Below are 6,479 nucleotides of genomic sequence, written 5' to 3'. Positions count from 1 at the left end.
GAAGATATATTTAATATATTTTATTAATCATAGGACCGTTGTTAGCATGATCACATCTTAGCCTGACGGTGAGGTTTTCATGATAGAGCTTGGCTCACCACGTTATCGATTGACCGCGTTTGCACTCGCATTCGGCTCCTTTTTGATTTTTTGTAATCTTTATCTGTTTCAACCTATGCTACCTGTCTTTGCCGCGACTGATGGGATCAGCGAAACACGGGCGAATTGGCTACTTGCGGCTACCACGTTGGGCCTTTCTTTTTCACTGGTGCCTTGGGCCGTGCTGTCGGAGCGAGTCGGTCGGCGCCCCGTGATGCTGGTGAGCCTTTGGATGCTTCCTGTGATTGGCCTTATTATCGCCACTAGCTCTTCTTTTTGGATCATCGTCGGTTTACGCGCGTTGGTTGGTATTGCCCTAGGTGGGTTTGCCGCGGTCGCCGTGGCGTATATGGCGGAAGAGTTCTCACCGGAGGCGCTCGCGATTGCCGTGGGCAGCTATATCAGTGCGAACTCTCTAGGCGGGATCTCGGGTCGTGTGTTCGGTGGGATGATGACAGATTGGTGGGGATGGCATGGCGCGGTGATGGCGATGACCGTTTTCTCCTTGGTAGGCGTGGCCATCGTGAGTAAACTTTTACCGCGTCAGCGTTATTTTTCGCCTGGTAATACCTCTTTACTTGTCCATTCTCGCGGGGTGCTCACGCATCTTCGCACACCCAAGTTGTGGCTGGCGATGCTTATAGGTGGGGTGAACTTTGCGTTATTCGTGAATTTGTTTTCGGTGATAGCGTTTCGTTTGGTGGCTGCGCCTTACCAGTTACCCGTCAGTCTCGTGTCTTCAGTGTTTGTTTGTTACCTCGCCGGTACAGTGACATCGCGTTTGAGTGGGCGTTGGGTGCTGCATTTCGGCGCCATCAAAGGCATGGCTTTTGGTACTTGTGTCGCTATGCTGGGGGTGTTGGTGACCTTGAGCAGTCAGGTGCTTTGGATGGTGGTGGGGCTATTGATTGTGAGTGGTGGCGCGTTCTTTACTCACTCACTCGCTTATGGGTGGGTCAGTCGCCAAGCCGCACAGGGTAAAGCAACGGCAACGGCTTTGTATTTAGTGCATTATTATGTTGGTGGCAGCCTTGGTGGGTTTTATCTCATCGCGGCTTGGCAACACTATGCATGGCCAGGTGTGGTGATTGCGGCCTTAGTGCTTATCACGGTTTTATTGGGACTGGTATTTGGCCTTTCCCGTGTTATGCGCCGTCGTCGAGAAAGCCAGCGCCACGCGCATGTTGTGGCACCCTGAGCTTTAACTCGGTGCAGCGAACAGGGCGTCGTCCGACGCCCTTCTCAGAGAGCGGATTGCGATAACTGCGTTGCCTGCTGGCAGCCAATATTGGCTCCTTTGCGACCGATCGCTTCGCTACAGCGATGTTTCGGTCGGCATGTCGATATTGTCACGGCTGACAGAGTTTCTGGCGTCAAACCCCGTTTGTTTGCTTGGCTGATAGGTGCGTATACAGTCTCTCCCTTCGGCTTTTGCTTGGTAGAGAGCACTGTCGGCGCGCTCTATCAAGGATGAAAGCGTGTCGCCCGGTTGCAGCGTGGAGAGGCCTATCGACGCAGTGACTTTCAACGGGGTATGGCTTTCATCGATATAGACATCCATTTCTCGAATTTCCCCCAGCAAACGTTCGGCGATTTGCGCGGTGACCTCACCATTACATTTAGGTAGGAAGACAATAAATTCCTCGCCACCAAATCGACCGAAAATATCGGCCTTTCTCAAACGTTCTTGTACGGTGCGAGTAAATGATTGCAATACCACATCGCCTGCGTAGTGCCCCCACTTGTCATTAATCCGCTTGAACTTATCTAAATCAAGCAGTAAGACGGAGAATGGCGAGTGCCTCTCTTCACTAACGGCCAGCGCGCGCATAGCCAGCTGTAATAGCATCCGGCGATTATAAATGCCTGTTAACGGGTCGAGCGTCGCTTGCCGGTATAGGCGCAAAATCATGTGGAGTTGAGAAAGCTGTGACCATACCACCATGAAGGCAATGACGGTTTGTAGCCAATACGAAGCGATATTGTCTGGGCTGGTCATGGTGGCACTGAACGAATCAACCCATAAGTGGCAAATCAGGGTTATCGACATCAAGAGTAGGCTTTCCCGCATTGTGAGCGGGAAGATGGTCAGCATGACAATCTGAATAATGGGCAGCAAGGTGTAGCTGTAAGAGAATGCCGCGTTGTCGGTGGGAAAGCCTAAAGTGTGGCTGGCGGATAAATAGAAGGCGTTGGTAGCGAGTACCATGGCGATCAAGCCAAGTTTTGCTGATTTGAGATTATTAGCGCGATTGACCGCGTAACCAATGGTAATAAGCATACCCGCTAACAAAAGGCGTTGCAGCGAGAGCTGCGCCGCGGCCATTTTGTCAGCGAGAAATAAAAAATCAGCGGGTGACCACGCAATGGTCAGAGCGGCCCATACGTAACACAACACGCACAATCGGCTGCGCAGATAGGTGCTGCGTGTATTATTAAAGCTGTTTGCGTGCTTTTTAGCACTCCACAGCTCAAGGAATGATATTTGCAGCTTGTAGACAATATGGCCTAAGGTTTCACTCATCATTGCACCCATTGTGGTTCCCGTCTGTGCAAAGGTTCCAGTTGCGTCCGCCGCTTTGGTACTATCATGCTGCGCGGTCATGTTATTTTTTTCTGTCATAAAGGTTGGTATAAGCGTGTAAACATGCCAGTTTGTTGTTTATTTTGACTGTGTTTCTTGCATTCAATGTGATCTAGCCAACTTTTTAATGCAATAAAACGAATAATTGACTATTTTTTATTGAGATACGTAAGGTGCTCTTCATTATGTATACGTTACTCGCTCCTGCGGTTGCCTCGGCAGTTCTAGGGGTACAGCTGGTGCTCTCGCTGGCGTTATTAAAAGGGGAAATATGCCCAGGCCAACGGGGTCGGTTCCATCACGCTTTCTGGGTGCCTGTTTTTGCGTGGTTGATATTAGTTCCATTTACGTTGTTCGCCAGTTTACCCTTTTTGTTGTTAGGGATTTTTGCTTTTCGATCAAAAACAGGTAAAACGCGTCACTCCGGTCCCATTCCTTTGCTTCATGTCGCAAATTTATTGGGTTTTGTTGCATGGATTGTCATACTCGCCGCGCACGGTGGCGGAATGTTAATGATGGGAGCCTTGCAACTGGTGATTCTCGGGGCGAGCCTTGGCCACAGTTTGTTAGTGCGTGCGCGCTCGCGACTGCAAGCTTTTGATCGTTTGCTCCCTCTAATCAGTGTAGTGGCCTTTATGGGGGGGATGGTATTGGCCGCGCTGTTGTCTGCACTCAGCCCATCGGCAACAACTGACATCAACGCCATCATGGCGGGTGCCGGCCTAGGTTTGCTCGGGGTGGCGGCACAGATTTGGCACCTACTGAAGCAAACATCGCCTGTGTTTTGGCGCGTGAGCGTGGGCTTTGGATTTATGCTATTGGCGAATATCAGTCTGACGCGACTCGTCATGGCTTAATTAGGCACTTTTTCGCCTCGGATCTATACTCAAGGTGCGGTCTTCAGTGCAAGGAGAGGGTATGGATATCCACAACATCAGCCGATTAGATGGTGCTATCTTCTATGGCATTGTCAATGAAAGACTGCGCCTTGAGTGTGATAGCTTAGAAGCACTGATGGCGCATTTAGATCTCGACCACGATCAATTGCAAAATAAGTTTGATGATATTGGTTGTGAGTACGACCCGCTTACCAATCAATTAAGGCTTAAATAGCGTCTAACCTGCGGCTCACTGCATAGACGGTGAGTCGCACTCTAACTCTTCTTTCATCCCTTCGTAGACAGACCCCGTTGTTTTGTTAAAAATTTGATCGTTTATTGTTCTGCCCACTACGCTTATTAAGGGAGAGAGTCAGTGAACTCTCTGTTTTATCACGTGGAATACACGCTATAAGGACGACCCTGATGCCGCGACGAGCATGGAGCGTAATTGTATTAACCGCACTGATTGGCGTGGGGTTTGCAGCCTTAACCGCTCACTTGCTGTATCAAAAAGAGCAAGAGGCGATTCGCAAAGAGCTGCATAAAGACGTGAACAACGCCGCAATGGCGTTAGCGCGAGAGGTGAATCTTGGCCTTGAATTGCTCTATGCCGTCAAGAATCATTTTGACGCGGGGCATCGATTAGATGCGCGTAATTTTCAACCGCTCACGTCCGGTGTACTGACACGCCACCCCAGCTTTAAATCGATAGAGTGGGTGGACATTGTGATGCACCACCAGCGCCGCCATTACGTTCAAGGAATGGAAGAAAGAGGTGCCACGTCTTCACAGTTTAATATTGTCGAGTTGGATGAAAACAACCAACTGATACCCGCGCAACGGCGTGATATGTACTTCCCGCTCAGGTTCACCTCCGGTGAGAATAATGAGGCCGCGGTGATCGGTTTCGATCTTGGCTCCACGCCGGTGACTCGTCAGGCCCTCAAGACCAGTTTTAATACCGGCGTCCCTGTCGCCACGCCAGCGACCACTATTGAGCGCGCCTACGGCAATGTGCGCGGCTTTTTATTGATCATGCCGATTTTATTGGATCCAGAACAGTTAGGTGGGGAAGACACGCGAGATTTGCGCGGCTTTCTGGTGGCGGTGATTGATGTCAATACCTTGGTCAACTTGGCGATAGATACGGTCATTAATGACGGGATTAATTATACCTTGATTGATTCCACCGATCCGAATCATCGCCAAGTGCTTCATACACAGCGAGTAGAATTAGCACAGATGAAAGATTCACTCGCGCAACAGCCCGCGAATCCTATCTTCTTTGCGGGACGCGAATGGGAGCTGATTGGCTACCCGACCGTTAGGTATATGCAGGCAAGACAAAGTTGGGTGCCGCTTTGGACGTTTCTCATTGGCAGTGGCATATTTTTGCTCATTTGCTACCTGCTTTATCGCCTGCAGTCTCGCGCCTACAGTGTTCAGGTACAAGTTGATCAAAAAACGCACGCATTGAAAGAAGCCAATAGTCGACTCGAATCAATGACTAAGTGTGATGGCCTCACCGGACTATACAACCGTACCCAGTTTGAGCAAGAGTTAGAGCGTGAAATACAACGCGCGCTTCGCGATGATACGTCGCTGAGCCTGATGGTGGTAGAGGTCCAGCATCTTTCTAATTACAACAAACAATATGGCCGAATGGCCGGAGATCAATTGATTCGACAAATTGCACAGGTACTGGATGAGATGCTAAAGCGGCCTGGTGATCTGGTGTGTCGGTTTACCGGTAGCCAGTTTGTGGCCATTTTACCGCGGACGGAGGGGGCAGAGCGGTTGGCGGAAGAATGTGTCGCGGCCGTTAACCGATTACAGGTGGCGTTTGAAGGAGAGCCGGAAGATCGTGTCAGGGTGTTTGTTGGCGGGGTAACGGTGAGCGATCAAAAAGAGATGATGGCTTCGCGATTACATGCGTATGGGGAAATTGGGTTGACCCGTGCAAAAGCGGATAATGATACTGGGTGGCACTGGATGGAAATCAGCGCGTCCAATCAGGATAACAAAAGTATTGATCCATGAAAATCAGAGCGGTACACATGCACCGCTCTTACGTCTGTTAAGTTTTTATACACTGATTCGGCGTTAGTACTCTTCACCCTTGTTGAAACGGTCGCTAACGGCCGGGCTTTTAAGCAAGGGATCGTCGTCTGGTTTTTGTGTGTTAACCGCGGTGAACACTAAGGTATGGGCCTCGTTGCTAAGCACGAGACTGTTACCTCGCATGGTTGCCTCACTCCATTGGCTTAGCACCTGACTCATGGTTTGTTCGAGCTCCATCGCACTCGATGAGCAAGCCATTTTGGTACTTGCCATTGGCGCCACTTTAAAGCGGTGACTCTTCAGTTCAGCGTTACCAAAATAGCGATTGCAGCCACTAAAGCCGCTTACGCCCATATCCTTATTAATGGTAAGCGTTGGGGTTCCTTCCGCACTGATAGCTTGTTGATCGACCATGGTCAGTTGCCATTGCTGTGCAACACCAGAGCTTGTCACGCTGCCATTATCGCCTCCGGCATACTGACCGTTACTACAAGCGGTCACCCCGGCAGCGAGCATGACTGCCATCAACACGTGTTTTTTCATAATGACTCCTTAGTCACTAACAGTGGGTTTCAATTCAAGCGTAGCCAAGTTAGTAACAAGTATGCCAATAAAAGTGTGAGTTTATGTCAAGCCAGTGTCTTTTTTGCTAGGCGATAAAAAAAGCCCCCGGTAGAGGGGGCAAGATATACCATCGCGTGTCTTATTATTATTGAAATCTCGTTTTATCGCTGGCGCATGACAGCCACATTTTTGTCTGTCTGATTATGGCTCGCCTGCGATCCAAGACTGAGGCAAGTTATAGGGGAGATTATCAAGAAAAAATGACAATTGAGTTTCACTGATAGAATGGG

6 protein-coding genes are annotated in these 6,479 nt (G+C 49.7%); 4 read left to right on the top strand and 2 right to left on the bottom strand.

Annotated features, from left to right (window positions below):
- Positions 1-79 precede the first annotated feature (79 nt).
- The gene (locus BZG13_RS07505) at positions 80-1,297 is read left to right on the top strand and encodes an MFS transporter (RefSeq protein WP_069362705.1); all 1,218 of its coding nucleotides are present in this window, start codon (positions 80-82) and stop codon (positions 1,295-1,297) included.
- A 117-nt stretch (positions 1,298-1,414) separates the two neighbouring features.
- Here BZG13_RS07505 and BZG13_RS07500 read toward each other — a convergent pair whose 3' ends face one another.
- Positions 1,415-2,722 carry a GGDEF domain-containing protein gene (locus tag BZG13_RS07500; protein ID WP_077486165.1) on the bottom strand — a complete coding sequence of 436 codons (1,308 nt, stop codon included), beginning with the start codon at positions 2,720-2,722 and terminating at the stop codon, positions 1,415-1,417.
- 146 nt (positions 2,723-2,868) lie between these two features.
- Here BZG13_RS07500 and BZG13_RS07495 point away from each other — a divergent pair, with 146 nt between their 5' ends.
- From BZG13_RS07495 to BZG13_RS07485, 3 genes are all read left to right on the top strand, one after another.
- Positions 2,869-3,540: a hypothetical protein gene (locus BZG13_RS07495; RefSeq protein WP_077486164.1), complete on the top strand. Its 672-nt coding sequence runs from the start codon at positions 2,869-2,871 to the stop codon at positions 3,538-3,540.
- Between the two features lie 61 nt (positions 3,541-3,601).
- Entirely contained in the window at positions 3,602-3,796 is a 195-nt protein-coding gene (locus BZG13_RS07490; RefSeq protein ID WP_069362708.1) for a DUF4250 domain-containing protein, read from the top strand.
- A gap of 191 nt (positions 3,797-3,987) precedes the next feature.
- A complete protein-coding gene (locus tag BZG13_RS07485) occupies positions 3,988-5,604 on the top strand; it encodes a CHASE domain-containing protein (protein WP_077486163.1) in 1,617 nt (538 codons plus the stop codon).
- A gap of 63 nt (positions 5,605-5,667) precedes the next feature.
- Here the strand turns inward: BZG13_RS07485 and BZG13_RS07480 are convergent, their stop codons facing one another.
- Positions 5,668-6,168, bottom strand: a complete 501-nt coding sequence (locus BZG13_RS07480; RefSeq protein ID WP_077486162.1) for an META domain-containing protein — start codon at positions 6,166-6,168, stop codon at positions 5,668-5,670.
- Between the last annotated feature and the right edge of the window lie 311 nt (positions 6,169-6,479).

It is taken from the genome of Salinivibrio sp. ML323, from assembly GCF_001995745.1.
GTDB classification, from domain to species: Bacteria; Pseudomonadota; Gammaproteobacteria; order Enterobacterales; family Vibrionaceae; genus Salinivibrio; species Salinivibrio kushneri.
Note: the sequence above shows the minus strand (reverse complement) of the source record. Positions and strands in the feature narration are given on the sequence as shown.